General features: G+C 48.9%; 18 protein-coding genes and 1 other RNA gene. 8 read left to right on the forward strand and 11 right to left on the reverse strand.

The window, feature by feature from the left end; genetic code table 11:
* Nucleotides 1–66: 66 nt before the first annotated feature.
* Nucleotides 67–510 carry a hypothetical protein gene (locus K7X24_RS05025; protein ID WP_039490505.1) on the reverse strand — a complete coding sequence of 148 codons (444 nt, stop codon included), beginning with the start codon at nucleotides 508–510 and terminating at the stop codon, nucleotides 67–69.
* Nucleotides 511–777: 267 nt separating this feature from the next.
* Here K7X24_RS05025 and K7X24_RS05030 point away from each other — a divergent pair, with 267 nt between their 5' ends.
* The 5 genes from K7X24_RS05030 (at nucleotide 778) to amtB (ending at nucleotide 7,148) form a co-directional block, all read left to right on the forward strand.
* The gene (locus K7X24_RS05030; RefSeq protein ID WP_010282169.1) at nucleotides 778–1,239 is read left to right on the forward strand and encodes an Lrp/AsnC family transcriptional regulator; all 462 of its coding nucleotides are present in this window, start codon (nucleotides 778–780) and stop codon (nucleotides 1,237–1,239) included.
* Between the two features lie 350 nt (nucleotides 1,240–1,589).
* The gene (locus K7X24_RS05035; protein ID WP_224553402.1) at nucleotides 1,590–3,359 is read left to right on the forward strand and encodes a SmdA family multidrug ABC transporter permease/ATP-binding protein; all 1,770 of its coding nucleotides are present in this window, start codon (nucleotides 1,590–1,592) and stop codon (nucleotides 3,357–3,359) included.
* A complete protein-coding gene (locus tag K7X24_RS05040) occupies nucleotides 3,352–5,124 on the forward strand; it encodes a SmdB family multidrug efflux ABC transporter permease/ATP-binding protein (RefSeq protein ID WP_224553404.1) in 1,773 nt (590 codons plus the stop codon). Before K7X24_RS05035 ends, K7X24_RS05040 begins: the two co-directional genes overlap by 8 nt.
* Before the next feature lie 359 nt (nucleotides 5,125–5,483).
* Nucleotides 5,484–5,822, forward strand: a complete 339-nt coding sequence (gene glnK / locus K7X24_RS05045; RefSeq protein ID WP_002208627.1) for a P-II family nitrogen regulator — start codon at nucleotides 5,484–5,486, stop codon at nucleotides 5,820–5,822.
* A 39-nt stretch (nucleotides 5,823–5,861) separates the two neighbouring features.
* Nucleotides 5,862–7,148, forward strand: coding sequence for an ammonium transporter AmtB (gene amtB, locus K7X24_RS05050; protein ID WP_161973278.1), 1,287 nt, complete (start codon nucleotides 5,862–5,864; stop codon nucleotides 7,146–7,148).
* 134 nt (nucleotides 7,149–7,282) lie between these two features.
* Here the strand turns inward: amtB and tesB are convergent, their stop codons facing one another.
* A complete protein-coding gene (gene tesB / locus K7X24_RS05055; protein ID WP_224553406.1) occupies nucleotides 7,283–8,146 on the reverse strand; it encodes an acyl-CoA thioesterase II in 864 nt (287 codons plus the stop codon).
* Between the two features lie 207 nt (nucleotides 8,147–8,353).
* Between tesB and K7X24_RS05060 the strand changes: the two genes are divergently transcribed.
* Nucleotides 8,354–8,914: a YbaY family lipoprotein gene (locus K7X24_RS05060; protein WP_224553408.1), complete on the forward strand. Its 561-nt coding sequence runs from the start codon at nucleotides 8,354–8,356 to the stop codon at nucleotides 8,912–8,914.
* 21 nt (nucleotides 8,915–8,935) lie between these two features.
* On the opposite strand, the gene K7X24_RS05065 is transcribed toward K7X24_RS05060, so the two are convergent.
* On the reverse strand, nucleotides 8,936–9,256 hold the full coding sequence (locus tag K7X24_RS05065; protein ID WP_224553410.1) for an MGMT family protein: 321 nt from the start codon (nucleotides 9,254–9,256) through the stop codon (nucleotides 8,936–8,938).
* A gap of 211 nt (nucleotides 9,257–9,467) precedes the next feature.
* Between K7X24_RS05065 and ffs the strand changes: the two genes are divergently transcribed.
* Nucleotides 9,468–9,564, forward strand: an RNA gene (gene ffs / locus K7X24_RS05070) — signal recognition particle sRNA small type.
* 552 nt (nucleotides 9,565–10,116) lie between these two features.
* On the opposite strand, the gene K7X24_RS05075 is transcribed toward ffs, so the two are convergent.
* The 6 genes from K7X24_RS05075 to K7X24_RS05100 form a co-directional block, all read right to left on the reverse strand.
* Nucleotides 10,117–10,320 carry an HHA domain-containing protein gene (locus K7X24_RS05075; protein WP_005976087.1) on the reverse strand — a complete coding sequence of 68 codons (204 nt, stop codon included), beginning with the start codon at nucleotides 10,318–10,320 and terminating at the stop codon, nucleotides 10,117–10,119.
* A gap of 52 nt (nucleotides 10,321–10,372) precedes the next feature.
* Nucleotides 10,373–10,741: an Hha toxicity modulator TomB gene (gene tomB, locus K7X24_RS05080; protein ID WP_224553412.1), complete on the reverse strand. Its 369-nt coding sequence runs from the start codon at nucleotides 10,739–10,741 to the stop codon at nucleotides 10,373–10,375.
* A 597-nt stretch (nucleotides 10,742–11,338) separates the two neighbouring features.
* Nucleotides 11,339–11,482 carry a type B 50S ribosomal protein L36 gene (gene ykgO, locus K7X24_RS05085; protein WP_005976091.1) on the reverse strand — a complete coding sequence of 48 codons (144 nt, stop codon included), beginning with the start codon at nucleotides 11,480–11,482 and terminating at the stop codon, nucleotides 11,339–11,341.
* 16 nt (nucleotides 11,483–11,498) lie between these two features.
* Nucleotides 11,499–11,747 (reverse strand): type B 50S ribosomal protein L31, encoded by a 249-nt coding sequence (locus tag K7X24_RS05090; protein WP_224553414.1) that lies wholly within the window; start codon nucleotides 11,745–11,747, stop codon nucleotides 11,499–11,501.
* Nucleotides 11,748–11,982: 235 nt separating this feature from the next.
* Nucleotides 11,983–15,111, reverse strand: coding sequence for an efflux RND transporter permease subunit (locus K7X24_RS05095; RefSeq protein WP_224553416.1), 3,129 nt, complete (start codon nucleotides 15,109–15,111; stop codon nucleotides 11,983–11,985).
* 28 nt (nucleotides 15,112–15,139) lie between these two features.
* On the reverse strand, nucleotides 15,140–16,333 hold the full coding sequence (locus K7X24_RS05100; protein ID WP_224553418.1) for an efflux RND transporter periplasmic adaptor subunit: 1,194 nt from the start codon (nucleotides 16,331–16,333) through the stop codon (nucleotides 15,140–15,142).
* A gap of 165 nt (nucleotides 16,334–16,498) precedes the next feature.
* Between K7X24_RS05100 and acrR the strand changes: the two genes are divergently transcribed.
* Nucleotides 16,499–17,140 carry a multidrug efflux transporter transcriptional repressor AcrR gene (acrR, locus tag K7X24_RS05105; RefSeq protein WP_224553420.1) on the forward strand — a complete coding sequence of 214 codons (642 nt, stop codon included), beginning with the start codon at nucleotides 16,499–16,501 and terminating at the stop codon, nucleotides 17,138–17,140.
* Nucleotides 17,141–17,197: 57 nt separating this feature from the next.
* On the opposite strand, the gene rsmS is transcribed toward acrR, so the two are convergent.
* Together rsmS and priC are read right to left on the reverse strand one after the other, a co-directional pair.
* Nucleotides 17,198–17,368, reverse strand: a complete 171-nt coding sequence (gene rsmS, locus K7X24_RS05110) for a pleiotropic regulatory protein RsmS (protein WP_224553422.1) — start codon at nucleotides 17,366–17,368, stop codon at nucleotides 17,198–17,200.
* Between the two features lie 37 nt (nucleotides 17,369–17,405).
* Nucleotides 17,406–17,942, reverse strand: coding sequence for a primosomal replication protein PriC (gene priC, locus K7X24_RS05115; RefSeq protein WP_224553424.1), 537 nt, complete (start codon nucleotides 17,940–17,942; stop codon nucleotides 17,406–17,408).
* Nucleotides 17,943–17,972 lie beyond the last annotated feature (30 nt).

Here is a 17,972-nt window from a genome sequence, read left to right on the forward strand (position 1 = left end):
AGAAATTATTTACTCTTTATTTCTGGTTTTTGGGGGATACTTTCCATTTGCCGGGCTGAGGGGTGCTTACCCAAAAAACATGGCGATGGCGGCTGCCAGCGCAACGAGGGCCATTAAAGCGAACGCCATATTGATGGCACTAATGATAAAAGGGAATGCGATCACGGCGATACCGAGCATGGCTGCGCTCATGCTTGGTCTGGTGGATTCACGGCGAGCGAAGCCGAAAACAGCGAAAATTATCGCAAGGCAACCTAATACGGATGTTGCTGCAATCACTAACCGCTCTTCATTGAATGAAGATTGCTGTGGTGGTGTGGGGGCAACTTTTCCCATTAATCTATCCAACGTGGTATCACGGATGGAAACAATCTTCTCTGCTATTCGTTCTTCAATCGGTACTTCAGGTGTCAGTGGTCCAGTCCAAAAATAGGATACGGCAACGACTAATCCGATTGCGCCCAAAATCATACCTATCATACTGAATTTATTATTTTTATCTTTTGTCATCGTTTCGCCACTCCTGGTTGGCATAAAATATATCACTGGCTGATACATAATGAATTGTAGAAATCAGTCTGCCAGTTTGTCGTATCACCTTTCGTGAAAGGCAATTAAATTCGATACTATACAATTTGTTATGTTTTTTCATTATCGAATGGTGATGTGGTTTGCTGATGTTGTCAGCGAATATTGAAGGCAATTTGGGGCGGGAAGAATATTGCTTTTTTCTCTTAATGGGGGAAAGTAGGGAAAAATTTTCCATGAGGTAGCGCTATGCTGGATAAAATTGATCGCACACTGCTGAATATGTTGCAACAGGATTGCACGCTTTCGCTACAGACGCTGGCCGAGGCGGTTAATCTGACATCTACACCATGCTGGAAACGACTGAAGCGTCTGGAAGAGGAAGGGATCATCCGGGCTCGGGTAGCGCTGTTGGATAATGAACGTCTTGGGTTAGGGCTGACGGCGTTTGTCTTATTGAAGACGCAGCAGCACAACCGTGACTGGTATCAGACCTTCACCCGCGTAGTGTCTGACATGCCGGAGGTGCTGGCTTTCTATCGCATGGCTGGTGAGTACGACTACCTGATGCAGGTTCAGGTTGCTGATATGAAAAGCTATGATGATTTCTATAAGCGGCTGGTGAATGGTATTCCCGGGCTGGTCGATGTAACATCTAGCTTTGCTATGGAACGAATCAAACATACCACGGCATTGCCCTTATCCCTGTGATTCATCATCCATACTCGTCATACTTCAAGTTACATGTGCGTTGGCAGCATTACTCGACACACTGGCGTGTGGCTCGCCCCGTTGGGGCCGCTGCAAGCAGCGTTCAAACTAGCCTCTGGCTGGTTTGTCAGTCTCCCGAATCACTGACTTGAGTAAGCTCATCGGGATTCCTTCTCTTGCCGCGTTACGATGCACATTGCTGAGCATCGCCCTAGCGGGCCAACGCGAAGTGTTGTTCAAAACGAGTACGTTTTGTCCTGAAACTTGAATTATTTAGCGTATATCCGTCTTTTGTATAATGACTTGTCTGAGTCTGTCATGACTCATCTGGCTATTGGAATGAAAACCGCGTGAGACTGTTTGCTCAACTGAGTTGGTATTTTCGCCGCGAATGGCGGCGTTATCTGGGTGCTGTTGCGCTATTGATTGCGATTGCTATTCTGCAATTGCTGCCCCCTAAACTGGTCGGCGTGATTGTCGATGGTGTGACGCAGCACGGCATGTCGATGACCGAAATGATGAAGTGGATTGGCGTGATGCTGTTGACTGCCGTCATGGTCTATCTGTTGCGCTATGTGTGGCGCGTATTCCTGTTTGGTGCGTCATACCAGTTGGCGGTTGAGCTACGAGAGGATTTTTACCGTCAACTGAGCCGCCAGCATCCGGCGTTTTATCAACGTCACCGTACTGGCGATCTGATGGCGCGTGCGACTAACGATGTAGATCGCGTGGTCTTTGCCGCCGGAGAGGGCGTGCTGACGCTGGTCGATTCGATGGTAATGGGCTGCGCCGTGCTGGTTGTCATGTGTACTCAAATTAGTTGGGAACTGACCTTGCTGGCGTTGCTTCCGATGCCTGTCATGGCGATTTTCATCAAACGCTACGGCACCCAACTGCATAACCGCTTTAAATCCGCACAGGCGGCGTTCTCTTCGCTGAACGATCAGGCGCAGGAAAGCTTGACCAGCATTCGGATGATTAAAGCCTTTGGGCTGGAAAACTATCAGTCCGCGCGTTTTGCGCAGGTTGCGGCGGATGCCGGCGCTAAAAATATGCACGTCGCTTGCGTTGATGCCCGCTTCGATCCCACGATTTATATTGCCGTCGGGCTTTCGAATTTGCTGGCGATTGGCGGCGGCAGTTGGATGGTGATTAACGGTTCGCTGACGTTAGGTTTGTTGACCAGCTTCGTCATGTATCTGGGGTTGATGATCTGGCCAATGCTGGCGCTGGCCTGGATGTTTAATATTGTTGAGCGTGGTAGCGCGGCATATAGCCGTATTCGACAGCTGCTTGCGGAAGATCTCGTGGTGAAAGACGGTGAGGAATCCTTGCCCGCCGAGCGGGGCGTGCTGGATGTGAATATCTCCGCGTTTCGCTACTCGGATAATACCCGTGATGCTTTACAACATATTCAATTTACGCTGGCGCCGGGCAATATGCTGGGATTATGTGGGCCGACAGGATCGGGTAAAAGTACGCTACTGGCGTTGATTTTGCGTCATTTCGATACCCAATCGGGAGAGATTCGTTATCACGATCGTCCATTGAGCGCCATTCGGTTGGATGAACTTCGGAGCCGTTTTGCCGTTGTGGGGCAAATGCCCTTTTTGTTTTCCGATACGGTGGGACGAAACATCGCACTGGGTCGACCTGATGCTACCCAACAACAGATTGAACAGGCTGCGCGGCTTGCCAGCGTTCATGACGACATTCTGCGTTTGCCTCAGAGTTACCAGACGGAGGTCGGAGAGCGCGGCGTGATGTTATCAGGCGGTCAAAAACAGCGGATCGCGATTGCCCGTGCATTACTGCTGGATGCTGAAATTCTGGTGCTGGACGATGCGCTGTCTGCGGTTGATGGGCGAACGGAGCATCAGATTTTGCAGAATCTCAAAACGTGGGGCGAAAAACGGACGCTGATCATCAGCGCACATCGCCTGTCAGCCCTAACCGAAGCGAATGAAATCGTGGTGTTGCAGCAAGGACAAACGGTGCAGCGTGGCACACACCGAACCCTGGCGGCACAACCTGGCTGGTATCGGGATATGTACCGTTATCAACAGCTGGAGGCGGCGCTGGATGATGTGCCGCAGCTGAAAGGAACGAAAAATGAATAGCCCTCAACAGTTTTGGCCAACCCTGAAACGTTTGCTGGCCTATGGCTCCCCTTGGAGAAAACCGCTGATGCAGGGCGTCCTGATGCTGTGGATTGCCGCAATCGCTGAAGTCTCAGGCCCTGTGTTAGTGAGCTATTTTATTGATGATTTGATAGCAAAAGGCCAGTTCCCGCTGGCGATTGCGGCTGGTCTAGCAATGGCCTATATCCTGCTGCAAATTCTGGCGGCCTCGCTGCACTATTTTCAGACGCTGTTGTTTAACCGGGTCGCGGTTGGTGTCGTTCAGCAACTGCGTATTGATGTGATGGACGCGGCGTTGCGCCAGCCGCTGAGTACATTTGATACGCAACCTGTTGGGCAACTGATTTCACGCGTTACCAATGACACTGAGGTGGTTAAAGATCTGTACGTCATGGTGGTGTCAACGGTATTACGCAGTGCGGCGCTGGTTGGTGCCATGCTGGTGGCGATGTTTAGTCTGAACTGGCAGATGGCGCTGGTTGCGTTGATGATTTTCCCTGCGGTAGCGACGGTTATGGTGCTGTACCATCGCTTTAGTACGCCGACTGTGCGCAAGGTGCGAAGCTATCTGGCCGACATTAATGATGGTTTCAACGAAGTGATTAATGGCATGGGCGTCATTCAGCAGTTTCGCCAGCAGGCTCGCTTTGGCAAGAAACTGGGCGCAGCCAGCTATGAACATTATGAAGCGCGGATGAAGGCCCTGCGTTTGGAAGGTTTCCTGCTGAGGCCGTTGCTGAGCCTGTTTGCCGCAATGGTGCTGTGTGGCTTGTTAATCCAATTTGGTTTCAGCTCAATTGGATCGGTTGGCGTCGGGGTCTTGTACGCGTTTATCAACTATTTGGGCCGTCTGAATGAACCGCTGATTGAACTGACAACCCAGCAGTCCATGTTACAGCAGGCGGTCGTCGCTGGTGAGCGTATCTTTGAATTGATGGATGGCAAAAAGCAGAGCTACGGCGATGATGAGCGTCCTCTGGCGACTGGGCGCGTCGATATTGATGAGGTTTCTTTCTCGTATGGCACAGAAAAACGTGTGCTACAGAATATTTCTCTGACGATACCAGAGCGCGGATTCGTCGCGCTGGTCGGGCATACCGGCAGTGGGAAAAGTACGCTAGCCAGTTTGCTTATGGGGTATTACGCGCCAGATGAGGGTGAGATTTGGCTTGATGGTCGTCCGCTGTCGACGCTCTCTCATGCGGTGTTGCGCCAAAATGTGGCAATGGTGCAACAGGATCCAGTTGTGCTGGCGGAGTCCATGTTTGTGAATGTAACGCTGGGGCGTGATATCAGCGAAGAGGCCGTCTGGCGCGTGCTGGAAGTGGTACAGCTCGCCGAACTGGTCCGGGCTGAAGGATTGCATACGCGCATTGGTGAGCAGGGGAATAACCTGTCTACCGGACAAAAGCAGCTGTTGGCGATCGCACGGGTACTGGTGCAAACGCCTAAGATCCTGATTCTCGATGAAGCGACAGCGAATATTGACTCTGGCACGGAACAAGCAGTGCAAAAGGCGCTCCGTATCATCAGGGAACAGACGACCTTGATTATCATCGCTCATCGGCTTTCCACTATCGTTGAGGCTGACACGATTATGGTGCTCCATCATGGGCAAACCGTTGAACGGGGAACACATGATCAACTGTTGCAACAGCAGGGGCGCTATTATCAAATGTATCAGTTGCAACTTGCCGGAGAGGATCTTGCCGCTACCAGCACTGAGCCTTGCCCTGCGCACTGAGACTGACCTGAGATAGTATCCGGTCTGCACCGCCTTGTGTGGTGCAGACTGACAGTCTATTCATGGCTTCGCACCATCAATAAGCATCGTGATTCTGGTTTCCCCCCGAGTTGCACTAAAAACACTCTTCATGCACCATATTGGTGCGATTTTTGCCCAAATCTTCCTGAATTTCTTTCCCATACTGTTTTCTTTTTGCCCTTTCTTATCGTTAATCGCGTTCTCTTTCCTGATTTATGCCAGATAAATCATTTATGGCACACCCTTTGCTTTAGTCATGACGTAGACCTACTTCATAGAGCACGTAATCGAACAAGTGACGGGCGAAAGCCTGAACGTAATGGCTAGGGGGAAGATAAATGAAACTGGTTACTGTGGTGATAAAACCATTCAAGCTGGAAGATGTACGTGAAGCGTTATCTTCTGTCGGCATCCAGGGACTCACCGTCACTGAGGTGAAAGGATTTGGTCGTCAGAAAGGGCACGCGGAGCTATATCGCGGCGCGGAGTACAGCGTCAACTTTTTACCCAAGGTAAAAATTGATATCGCAATTGCAGACGATCAACTGGATGAAGTGATCGATGTCATCAGCAAAGCCGCGTACACCGGAAAAATTGGTGACGGCAAAATTTTTGTCGCCGAGTTGCAAAGAGTTATCCGTATTCGTACGGGTGAAACTGACGAAGCCGCACTTTAACAACACCTAGCGTAGATACGTAAATAGGGATGGATGAAAATGAAAAAACTACTCTCTTCATTAGGTCTCGGTGTGGCGGCATTACTCCCGTCCTGGGCAATGGCTGCGACACCGACGATTGATAAAGCGGATAACGCTTTTATTATGATTTGTACCGCGCTGGTACTCTTTATGACTATACCGGGCATTGCACTGTTTTACGGCGGCCTGATTCGCTCTAAAAACGTTTTGTCCATGATGACGCAGGTGAGCGTAACGTTCGCGATGGTTTGTATCCTGTGGGTCGTTTACGGATATAGCTTGGCGTTCAGCGAAGGGAATGCTTTCTTCGGTGGTTTCAGCACGTTTATGCTGAAAGGTATCGGGATTGAGTCCATCAGCGGCACCTATTATCAATTTGTACATGTGGCCTATCAGGCTTCCTTTGCCTGCATCACCGTCGCGCTGATTGTCGGTGCGATTGCTGAGCGTATTCGTTTCTCTGCGGTGCTGATCTTCGTTGCGCTGTGGCTGACGTTCTCCTACCTGCCGATGACGCACATGGTATGGGGCGGTGGCTATCTGGCTGCGGATGGCGCGCTGGACTTCGCTGGTGGTACGGTGGTTCACATCAACGCCGCGGTTGCTGGGTTGGTGGGTGCTTACCTGCTGGGCAAACGTGCTGGTTTTGGCAAAGAAGCCTTCAAACCGCATAACCTGCCAATGGTATTTATCGGTACGGCGATTCTGTACATCGGCTGGTTTGGTTTCAATGCCGGTTCTGCAGGTGCTGCGAACGGTATCGCCGCTCTGGCTTTCCTGAACACCGTTGTCGCGACTGCTGCTGCAATTCTGGCATGGGTTGGCGGTGAGTGGATGGTACGTGGTAAGCCTTCTCTTCTGGGCGCATGCTCTGGTTGTATCGCTGGTCTGGTGGCAATCACGCCAGCAGCGGGTACGGTTGGCGTCGGCGGTGCCCTGATCATCGGTCTGGCTGGTGGCGTTGCAGGCTTGTGGGGCGTAACGGTACTGAAAAGATGGCTGCGTGTGGATGACCCGTGTGATGTGTTCGGTGTTCACGGCGTGTGCGGTATCGTTGGCTGTATCCTGACTGGCGTATTTACCTCAGCATCACTGGGTGGTACTGGATATGCGGAAGGTGTGACGATGGCGCATCAGGTTTGGGTTCAGTTGTTCAGCGTCATTGTTTGTCTGGTGTTGTCCGGCGTGGTGGCATTCGTTGCCTTCAAAGTGGCGGATATGATTGTCGGCCTGCGTGTACCTGAAGATCAAGAGCGCGAAGGTCTGGACGTCAACAGTCATGGCGAGAGTGCTTACAACCAATAAGATCGCGTAAATTAATCAGTGAGATCGTTTGAGTACAGTAAGCAGGCGTGGGGAAACTCCACGCCTGCTTTATTATCAGTCTTAAACCACCTCCTGATGAGGTGGTTTTTTACGTTACGAGGCTGCCGCAAGGTTTACGGCTGGCGGCGACGTATGACGCCTTCCTGCACGCTGGATGCAACCAGCACGCCTTCCCGGGTATAGAATTGCCCACGCACGAAACCACGAGCACCGGATGCAGACGTGCTTTCTACGGTATATAACAGCCAGTCATCCAGCCGGAAATCACGATGGAACCACATCGAGTGATCGATTGTGGCGACCTGCATACCCGGTTCTAAAAAGCCAACGCCGTGAGGCTGCAAGGCCGTGAGTAGGAAATTGCAGTCAGACGTATAGCCGAGTAGATATTGGTGGATACGCTTATCGTCGGGTAGCGGACTGCTGGCACGGCACCAGACGTGTCGCACTGGCTCATCCACTTCGCCTTTTAGTGGGTTATGGAATTTAACCGGGCGCATCTCAATCGGGCTGGCCTGAATAAATTTATCGCGAAAGCGGGGCGGCAGAAGGTGCTGCATGTCTTGTGCGATTTCCTGCTCGGATTTCAGATCCTCAGGCGGTGCGACGTTTGGCATCACATTCTGGTGCTCAAACCCTTCTTCATGACTTTGAAATGAGGCCGTCATATAAAAAATAGGGCGACCATTCTGGATAGCCCTAACGCGGCGCGCGCTGAAACTATTGCCATCGCGCAGATTTTCAACGTCATAAATAATCGGTTTTTGACTGTCGCCAGGTAGCAAAAAATAGCTGTGAAAAGAGTGAATATTGCGCTCGACAGGAACGGTCTGCTTAGCGGCTGACATGGCCTGACCGACGACTTGTCCACCAAAAACCTGGCGCAGCCCTAAATCATCGCTTTGTCCGCGAAATAGCCCTTCTTCGAGTTTCTCTAAATACAGGAGGTCGAGAAGGTGTTGTAGTGATTGACTCATGATATCGGCCTTAATATATGCGGTGGTGTGTTATGTCTTTGTTTTGTGGATTATAAAATATTTTATTATGGTTTTTTGCTGTAATTAACGTGTGGTTTTCAGGAAAAAATCAGAGTTTTGTACCATTATTATTGTATTGGGTGAATTATACTATTTTTAAGTGCTGGTTTTCGAAGGCCAGTGGCAATAATAAAGGAGACTGACTGAATGAAATTATGGCATATCTTAAGTGGTATCACGTTATTGATGATTTTGACTGCATGTGCACAGAGGAGTGATTATGGCGTTTCTCCTCAGACTGGTGCGCCCGTCACCAGTGCTTCTGCGCAGCGCCCAGCTGTTGTGATGCCTGCGGTAACTGGGACTGTAAACATCCGTCAACGTATCGCGTTACCCCACAACACCGTTTTGACCGTTACGGTGTCTGATGCATCGCTAGCAGATGCGCCTTCAAAAGTGATTACTCAACGCGTGATGCGTACAGAAGGAAAGCAGGCTCCTTTCCAATTCGAGTTACCATATAATCCAGCTGACATTCAGCCCAATGCACGTCTCTTACTCAGCGCCGCGGTCGCGATAGACGATCGTATCGTAATGGTGACGGAGAACGTCCTGCCAGTCATTAGCAATGGAGTGAATGATGCCGATTTGGTGATGATACCTGTCGCTTCTGTTCCCTTACCCACTAAAAATCAGGAATCCATGATAGCTAGCCCAGAAAATCAAACACCGCATATGAAGCCAGCGACAACGCAACCAACCTGGTAGTTTATTTGGCAATACACGCTTCTACGGCGCGTATTGCCAGCGATATTTGGTAAGATCAATTTTCCCTTGGCGATTGAAAATTATGCCCTCTGCCTGTAACGCTGACTTCTGGCGTAGATAATCTCCACCGACCAGCGATATTTCACCTTTACGATTGATTACTCGATACCAAGGGAGTTTGCTGTCTTTCGGTAGGCGTTTTAATACACCACCCACTTGTCTTGATGCTCTGGGCGAATCGGCAAGCTGTGCAATGTCGCCATAGGTCGCTATTTTTCCATAGGGAATTGCCGCGACGATTTGAAAAATGCGTTGGCGGAAGTTATCGTTTTCTTCTGACATCAGTGTATGTTCCTGCTGTTCCTAAACCGATTGAATATCATAGTGGCATAGTGAGGTGGGTAAGAAAACAACGGTTAGTCTGCGTTAGCTTGCAATTGCCTATCTCATCGCTGATAATGCACACCGCTTTGTGGCATGTGTAGGTATAACAAGAAGTGTGATAGCACAAATTGTTATCTAAAAATTGTCGTGAAGTTGTCAATGGAGGCCCTGTCGGTTCTCCCGCAACACTAACCTGTGGACTCGGTCAGATCCGGAAGGAAGCAGCCGCAGCAGGAGACGTGTGTGCCGGGATGTAGCTGGCAGGGTCTCCACCAATTTAAGCTTGTATAACGGTTTTTCCGTCAAGATTGGCTTTCATTTTCTATCCATAATTTCAGTTCTCTGTTATAAGTCTGGCTGTCTGCCTTAAATCTAAAGCTGCCATTCCTCGTTCTACAGACATCATTTGCTGAACTCTATCTTTCCAAAGGGAGTACACTTTTGCCTGGTAAGTAATAATTTCGGCAATTATGACGTCTTCTGCTTTCATCAGGGGATATGCTATTAGTGATGTTATCGACGTGGTGGTTATATACCCATCATACTTCAAGTGTATTAGCATTGGCTGCGTTCACTCACCTGAGTAAGTCCATTGGAAGTTCCTTGCCCTAAAAATCAAATTATTTAAAGTGGAAATGATGGGCAGTGGACAGATAGGCATGAAATATGAGGGGGAGTGTCGTTTTGCTTAATATTAAAATACAATTTGTTACAATTGTATTTTAATTAACACATCAAAAATATAATAAAAACAAAGGCCGATAATATTATCGGCGCAGTGTATATAATGTTAGTTTTTGTATGCGCTTTGTTAGAAACTAACGAACGTATCTCCACACTGCGGTGGGGACTTTGTCGTAGAGTTTGTTCATCGTCAGTTCTGCCAGGCGATGATCGGCTGCGGAAAAGAACATCTCCAGTTCATCATTGGAGAGCTCATACTTATTCTTTTCAATAACGCGTTCGAGAGTATCAATGGTTGTGCATTTACGTAAACGCATCAAATAGTCGATTTTTTTCATAATGGCCTATGCAAACAATACCTGGTGGTTAAAAATTTAAATAAATTATTGCTTAAGTTTTAGCAGGCGTATAGATGTTCTCCCCTGAGAACATTCCGAATAGTTTTGCTTTGGACTTCTGCCAGCGCCGTAGTTCAGCATCATTAATACCATAGTTGCTAAACAAAACGTAAGTGTCATCCAAATATTTTTCAACCTGCTCTGAAAGTTCACTTTCGTTAGGGTATTTTATTTTAAATATGAGAATAAACGTAGCAATATGCTCAATAAGTTCATTTAATTGGAGATTGATCGCAGATGTTGGATCATTAACCCAGCCATGACTGCTATCGCCTAACGTTGCTATGCTTTCGTCACACAGATTCTCACATAAGAATCTGAGTTGGGCAATATCATAATGTTTTGGTGTGTACTCATCCATATCAATCCCTCCGTTAAGCCGTTATTCAGTGTTACTGCGGTTAACACCTGGTAAACAGGTAGACTGATGAAGCTTACAAGATAAAACGTTAACGTTGTTTCGTATTCATGCTGTTACAGACAGGGCGTTGAACCATTGTGATTTGTTCTGTAATGAATGAGAAAACAGTGATTATCGTACCTCTCAGTATCTACTATGTCGCGAAATAGCGTTGGCGTAAATAGCAACATCTCATGACTTAACCTTAAGTATAGCTATACCATGCTGGTTACGGTTACGTCATTCTATATATGACTATAGCAAAAGTGTTCGTAAAGTTCGCGGATAATAGGTAAGGTTTTCACTGCTATTTATTTTGATTAATTCTCAGAATTTTTGTTGTAACAATGAGCATAGAATAAACTCGGCTGCTGATTATTTAATTATTTCTATCTGAAAATATGAGAAATGGCAGAAGGAATGCGAAGAGATTACTCAACGGATAAGGGTTGTTGGTATGCGTTATCTTACTGTTTCAGCAGTTTTTTCATGCGAATCATCCCGTACAGTCTTGTTCGCGTCATAACACTGACTGTATCGGGATGGGCGCGAGAAAGATTAACCTTTTTTCTTTTTCCCGCCTTGCACGGCCTTAAAGCGCGGGTTGGATTTGCATATAACATAAACTCGCCCGCGACGGCGGACCACAATACAATCTTTATGACGATTCTTTGCTGAACGTAGCGAACTAAGCACCTGCATTTAATAGCCTCTCTGATTACTTGAAGAAGTTCCCAAAACGCTGCTGGAAGCGCGCTGTGCTGCCTTCTTTGGAATATTCTTTTTGCTTCCCGGTGTAATAGGGATGCGATGCCGAAGAAACGTCAATAGTGACGTAAGGGTAGCTGGTACCCTCAAGCTCAATGGTTCGATCGGTTTTAATGGTTGACCCAGTCCTGTAATAGACATCCGCGCTGGTATCATGAAATACCACTGTGCGATAGTCAGGATGAATACCCACTTTCATAGTTGCCTCTGATTGTTATGTTATAACATATCTAGTATGTTGCGCTTTTTTAGCATCAGGATCAACTATTATGTTGCGGTAGACGTCAGCATTCTCTAAGCCACTATAGAGACAACGAACCTTAGCCAAATAGCGCATAGTACTGCTTAGCCTAGGTTAGTCATGGGAGACTCGGGAAGGGACGTAAAAAAGGCCGCTAGGCGGCCTTTTCGAGTATATCGGAAGGGATTCGGTCTTAGTGCGTTGTTGTATCGTCCACTTTCTTGCCGAAGCGACGGCGGACCACAACAAAGAACACTGGAACGAAGAAGATAGCCAGCACGGTTGCGGTAATCATCCCGCCCATTACGCCAGTACCAACGGCGTTCTGTGCACCGGAACCTGCACCACTACTGATAACCAGCGGCATAACACCGAGGATAAAGGCAAGTGATGTCATCAGGATTGGACGTAAACGCATACGAACGGCATCGAGCGTTGCTTCTATCAGCCCTTTTCCTTCTTTTTCCATCAGATCTTTAGCAAATTCGACAATCAATATGGCGTTCTTCGCGGATAGCCCAATGGTTGTTAGCAGGCCCACCTTAAAGTAAACGTCGTTTTCAAGACTTGTCATATTCGCCGCAATCAACGCACCGATGATCCCCAATGGAACCACCAGCATGACAGAGAACGGAATTGACCAGCTCTCATAAAGCGCCGCCAGACATAGGAACACGACAATCAGTGAAATGGCATAGATTGCGGGTGCCTGATTGCCTGATAGCCGCTCTTGATAGGACATACCCGTCCATTCGTAGCCGATACCTTGCGGTAATTGGGTCACGAAATTTTCCATCAATGCCATGGCTTCACCGGTACTCTTACCTGGAGCGGCTTCACCTTGGATCTGCATGGATGGTTGGCCGTTATAACGTTCCAGACGCGGTGAGCCATATTCCCAGTGGCTCTGTGTGAAGGCAGAGAATGGCACCATTTGTCCGTTGCTACCCCGGATGTACCAGTTCTTGATGTCATCTGGCAGCATACGGAAAGGCGCATCGGCCTGAACGTAAACTTTCTTCACGCGACCGCGATCGATGAAGTCATTCACGTAAGATCCACCCAGCGTGGTTGCCAACGTTGAGCTGATATCCGACAGTGACACGCCAAGCGCTTGCGCTTTTTCCTGATCGATATCGAGGCGGAACTGCGGTGTATCTTCCATCCCGTTAGGACGAACTTGCACCAGCGTATCAGGACGTTGTGCTGCCATACCTAGCAGTTGGTTACGTGCTTCCGTCAGTTTTGCATGGCCAAGGTTAGCCTGGTCAATCAACTGGAAGTCGAAACCTGTTGCGGTACCCAGTTCGATAATCGCAGGAAGGTTGACTGCGAAAACCATAGCTTCTTTATACTGGCTAAAGGCTGCGTTTGCTCGGCCTGCAATCGCTAGAACTTTATTTTCTGCACCGCTTCGTTCACTCCAGTCATTCAAGCTGGCGAAGGCCAAACCGGCATTCTGTCCACGACCAGAGAACCCGAAGCCCGTCACGGTAAACACGGACTTGACGTTACCTTTCTCATTTTCGAGATAGTACTGTGTCATTCTGTCCATGATTTTCTGGGTGTTTTCCTGCGTCGCACCTGAAGGCAACTGAACGATGTTCAGCAGAACCCCCTGATCTTCGTCCGGCAGGAAAGACGTCGGCAAACGTAAGAACAAGAGTGCCAGACCCACAACAATCAACAGGTAGATGACCAGATAACGACCCGTGCTGCGCAGGATATTTGCCACGCTATCGGTGTAGTGATTAGTGCTTTTCTCGAACAGTCTGTTGAACCAGCCGAAGAAGCCTTTCTTCTCACCGTGATCGCCTTTGTCAATCGGTTTTAGCAGCGTTGCACAAAGCGCAGGTGTCAAAATCAATGCTACCAAGACCGACAGCACCATCGCAGAAACGATAGTGATGGAGAACTGGCGGTAGATTGCCCCTGTGGAACCACCAGTAAACGCCATCGGGACGAATACCGCGGACAGGACCAGCGCAATACCGACCAACGCCCCCTGGATCTGCTCCATGGAGCGTTTTGTCGCTTCTTTAGGCGGTAGACCTTCTTCCGCCATGACACGTTCCACGTTTTCCACGACGACGATGGCGTCATCCACCAGAAGCCCGATGGCGAGGACCATCGCGAACATCGTCAAGGTGTTAATGGAATAACCAAACGCGGAGAGGATAGCAAACGTCCCCAGCAAGACGACCGGTACCGCGATGGTTGGGATCAGCGTGGCACGGAAGTTCTGCAAGAACAGATACATCACCAGGAATACCAGTACGATGGCTTCTACCAGCGTTTTCACGACTTCGTTGATCGAGATCTTAACGAAGGGCGTTGTGTCATACGGGTAAACCACTTTCATGCCAGAAGGGAAGAACTCTTCCAGTTTTGTTAGTGAATTTTTTACGGCAGTCGCGGTATCCAGCGCATTCGCGCCTGTCGCCAGCTTGATACCGATACCAGCAGCGGGTTGACCATTGTAACGTGCAATCGTGTCATAGCTTTCTGCGCCCAACTCAACGCGGGCAACATCTTTAAGACGAACCTGAGAGCCGTCAGCGTTAACCTTCAGCAGGATTTTAGAAAACTCCTCTGCTGAATTCAGTCGGGTTTGCGCAATGATCGAGGCGTTCAACTGCTGGCCGGGAACAGGTGGCGCTCCCCCCAGTTGTCCTGCCGCGATCTGGTTGTTTTGGACTCTGATCGCTGCGGTGACATCACTTGAGGTTAACTGATAGTTGTTCAGTTTGTTCGGATCCAGCCAGATACGCATCGCGTACTGGGCACCAAACAGCTGTGCGTCACCTACGCCAGATGTACGGCTGATGGGATCTTTAACGTTAGCAGCCACGTAGTCAGCGATATCTTCCTGTGACATTTTACCGTCTTCACTGATGAAGGCGGCAACCATGAGGAAGCTACTGCTTGATTTCTGAACGTTAACCCCTTGCTGCTGTACTTCCTGCGGCAGCAGCGGCATGGCCAGTTGCAGTTTGTTCTGCACCTGAACCTGTGCGATGTCCGGATCGGTACCCGCGTCAAACGTCAGCGTAATCTGAACCGTACCAGAAGAATCACTGCTTGATGACATGTACATCAGGTTATCGATACCGTTCATATTCTGTTCGATAACCTGCGTCACGGAATCTTGCAGCGTTGATGCATCGGCCCCTGGATAATTTGCTGTTACTTCAATCGCAGGTGGTGCGATCGTTGGATACTGGGCAATAGGTAATTTAACAATTGCCAGCAACCCCGTCAGCATTACCATGATGGCGAGCACCCATGCAAAAATGGGTCGATCTATAAAAAACTTAGCCATGAATTATACCGGCTCCTGTTAGAACGTCTTAAGACTTCGCGGGTTCTGCTGACGCTTGCGGCGTCTGCTGATTTTCTGAAGCGACTTCTTTAGCTTTCACCTGCGCACCGGGTCTGATTTTTTGCAGACCAGTAACGATAACGCGATCGCCCGCTTTCAAGCCTTCGGTAACTAACCATTTGTCACCAACTGCCTTACTAGTTTTAAGCGTGCGAGGTTCTACTTTATCGCCTTCCCCAACCACCATCGCCGTGGCCTGACCACGTGGATCGCGGGTAACACCTTGCTGAGGAACTAACAAGGCTGTTGGGTTCACGCCGGAATCGAGGCGAGCTCGTACAAACATTCCGGGAAGGAGGTTGTGCTGTGGGTTCGGGAAAATAGCGCGCAGTGTGAGGGAACCGGTGGTTTCGTCTACCGTGACATCAGAGAATTCTAATGTACCTGCCTCAGTATATTCCGTACCGTTTTCCAACAGCAGGCGAACGTTGGCTTTGCCTTCACTCTGCTTCAGCGTGCCGTTTTCCAGTTCTCTCTTCAGTTGCAGAAAATCATTACTGGACTGTGTGACATCAACATAAATCGGATCGAGTTGCTGCACGGTTGTTAATGCTGTCGCCTGTCCGGTTGCCACCAATGCGCCTTCCGTCACTGTGGATTTACCCACGCGGCCTTCGATTGGCGAATTGACTTTGGTATAAGCCAGATTGATTTGTGCCGTATCAACTGCCGCTTTGGCAGCCTGAACAGAGGCATCAGCCTGACGGGATGTTGCGACGGCCTGATCGTAATCTTGCTTACTTACGTAGTTGGTGCCAAGCAGCGGTTTATAGCGGTCAACCGTCAAACGGGCGATTTGTGCCTGAGCTTGTGCCTGAGCGAGTGAACCTTTGGCGCTGTTGTAGTTTGCCTGATATGTCGCAGGATCGATTTGATACAGCGATGCGCCAGCTTTAACGTCAGACCCTTCAACAAAGTTGCGTTTGAGGATAATACCGCCAACCTGCGGGCGAACCTCTGCAATGCGGTAAGCACTTGTACGGCCAGGCAGTTCGGTCATGACATTCAGTGCTTCTGTTTTTAACGTCACAATACCCACTTCAGGCATCTGCTGCTGTGCGCCGCCTTGCTGATTATTGCCGCTATCACATCCTGCGAGCATTAAGCCGCCAGAAAGCATCAGAACTGCCGCCAGAGGCGTTAGCCTTCTGTTTTTGTTCATAGATAAACCTCAAGTGTCCGATTTGAAATTGACCAATGGATCACAAGCTTAAAAACCCATTGCTGCTATAGTCTTATGTTCATGCTATGTTACATACATTCTTGAATGTATGTAAATCACGCTTTCCTTCAAATACAGCGATATGGCACGAAAAACCAAATTATCATGGCACGAAAAACCAAAAAACAGGCTCAGGAAACCCGAAAACATATACTGGATACTGCGTTAAGAGTCTTCTCTGAGCATGGTGTGTCCGCGACCTCATTGTCTGACATTGCGACTGCTGCTGGTGTGACTCGGGGTGCTATTTATTGGCATTTTAAGAACAAAGCCGAAATCTTCGATGAGATCTGGGCTCTGGCTGAGTCAAAAATCAGTGAGTTTGAAATAGAGTATCAGACAAAATTCCCTGATAATCCACTCCGCGTGATGCGTGAATTATTGATTTATATGCTGCGTTTAACCGTTAGTGATACGCATTGGCGATCCATTATGGAGATCGCTTTTCACAAATGTGAGTTTGTCGGTGAAATGTTGCAATCGTACAATGCGCGCAAAGAGCTTTATCTCTCCTGCTATGTCGATATTGAAGAAAACCTGATTAAGTGCATCCGGGTGGGGATGTTGCCGACGGACATTCATCCACGTCGTGCGGCGATTGCGATGCGTGCCTACTTTTCTGGCGTGATGGAAAACTGGCTATTTATGCCGGAAAGTTTCGATCTCGATCAGGAAGCCTCCGCGCTGGTGGATGCTTTTATTGATATGCTGCATTTTAGCTCGGCGCTACGTAAACCCGCTGAATAAGCTGTTGATCGACGGCGCTAATACCTGTTGCCTTTAAGCTCCTGAGCTATTTTTACCTTAGGCGGAGGATTTAGCGTCACCATCTTCTTGTGAGAGCTTTTTCTCAAAATCGGTTCGTACTATTGCCAATGCGGCTAGCGCGATACGGGGTTCGATCTGGTTCTCTTCCAGCAGCATAATCAAATCGACCGCCAGCTTGACTTCAGATGGGGCGTTTTCAAGTGACATGAATCAGTTCCTCCTCTTTCTCGGCGAAGCCGCCGCGCTACAGCCCTTGTTCCCGGCGTTCGATCTGACGTTCCAGACGTAATAGTGCCTGGTGGCAGCGGGATAGCCGTCCTTCGAGCGCAGCCAGCTCTTTTTGCAGCCGCTGTTGCTCGCTGAATTGCGTCTGCGTGATGAGCAGGCTTTCTCTATCCTGAATCATAGAAAGCAGACGGCGTTCATAATCCTGATGTTCCGCGAGCTTGTGATACAGATCTTCCGGCTGTGGTGCGTTACTTTGCTCCTGCCTGCGTAATGACTGCGTTGCCAGCTCACGCTGCAATGCAGCTATCTGGCTGACCAGCTTTTCAGCCAAAAATGCCACGCGATCGGTGCGCTGCTCTGCTACTAACTGCTTTATCGCTTGTAAATTTTGTTCAACTTCGGCGCGATAATCACGTAGCCGGGTGCCGTAGCTGCTAAAAAGTTGACGATCAAAACGCGATTGCGGCACGGCTTTATCCGCCAGCGGCTCAAGCTCTTTCGCTAGCGTATTAATTTGTTGTTCAAGCGCTTGTAGCAATCGATGCGTGTTCACTTTTTTCCCTTATGGTCAGCTGATTATTCA

It is taken from the genome of Pectobacterium versatile, assembly GCF_020166435.1.
GTDB classification, from domain to species: Bacteria; Pseudomonadota; Gammaproteobacteria; order Enterobacterales; family Enterobacteriaceae; genus Pectobacterium; species Pectobacterium versatile.